This is a genomic window from Sphingomonas segetis (assembly GCF_009720245.1).
Lineage (GTDB): Bacteria > Pseudomonadota > Alphaproteobacteria > Sphingomonadales > Sphingomonadaceae > Sphingomicrobium > Sphingomicrobium segetis.
Genome location: NZ_WJSQ01000297.1, coordinates 1 through 1060, shown reverse-complemented (window position 1 = coordinate 1060; position 1060 = coordinate 1). Strand labels below are relative to the sequence as shown.

Sequence of the window (1060 nt, the reverse complement as noted above, 5' to 3'; positions counted from 1 at the left end):
ATCGGCCGTCGCTTCCTGCGCGCGGGTGAAGGCAAGCATGTCTCCGAGCGCGGCGCGCTGCCCGGCCATCATGATGCCCATGCCCGCGTCGCCGGCGCCGGCCGCCATCGCCGCGGCACCGAGCACCAGCGAAAGGATCGTGATCCCCATCGCGCGGCGTTCGCCCGTCGAGGCGCGGATCGCGTCGCCAGCGACGACGTGGCCGAGCTCGTGCGCGACGACGCCCTGCACCTCGTTGACGTTGTCGGCTGCCTCGATCAACCCCGACTGGAGATAGACCGTCTGGCCGGTGGCGACGAAGGCGTTGATCTCGGGGTCGTTGAGAAGCACAACCCTGACGCTGTTCGGATCCAGGCCGGCGGCCTGGATCAGCGGCCGCGACATATCGCGGAACAGGATCTCAGTCTCGGTGTCGCGCAGCACCTGCGGCCCGGAATCGTCCTGCGCAGCCGCCGGCTGCCAGCCGGCGCACGCCAGCATCAGCGTGAGCATCACCAGGCGCACGAAGCGGGAAACCGGCGAGTTCATCGGCCGGCGACTACCACTTTCGGGGCTGAACCGGCGATGAAAATCCTAGCGGTGCGGCGGCGCGGCCCTAGCCGAAGGTCCGTTGCCACCAGCCGCGGCGCGGTTCGCCCGCGGCTTCGGCAGCGGTGTCGTTGTTTGCCGCGGGCACGCTCACCGGCTCCTCGGAAGCAGGCTGTTCTTCCTTGCGCTCCTCGGCGGCAGGCTGCGCCTCTTCCGTCTCTTGTTTCACCTTGGAGCGACGCTTGCGCGCGGGCTTCGCCGGCGGGGCGGCCACTTCGGCGGTTTCCGCGGGCGGGGCTTCGGCCGGCGCGGGCTCGACGGTCGCTTGCTCGGCATCGGCTGCAGCCTTCTTCGAGCGCCGCCGCTTCGGCGTCGGCCCAGCCGCGGCCTCCGTCTCGGCGATCGGCGGTTCCTCGTCGACGGGCCGCTCGACCATCGGCGAGCTGTCGGGCTCGACCACCGCTTCGGCGGGCTGCCCGGCCTCGGCATCGCGGGACTTTGCGGGACGGCGCCGGCGGCGGCGCTTCCCGCC

General features: G+C 71.7%; 1 protein-coding gene and 1 pseudogene. Both read right to left on the bottom strand.

Features of this window, described 5'->3' with window-relative positions; all coding sequences use genetic code 11:
- The coding region (locus GH737_RS14890) for a M48 family metalloprotease (protein ID WP_230558859.1) at positions 1–480 on the bottom strand (480 nt) is incomplete at its 3' end.
- Between the two features lie 115 nt (positions 481–595).
- Positions 596–1060: pseudogene (locus tag GH737_RS15635) on the bottom strand (ribonuclease E/G); the annotation flags it as partial.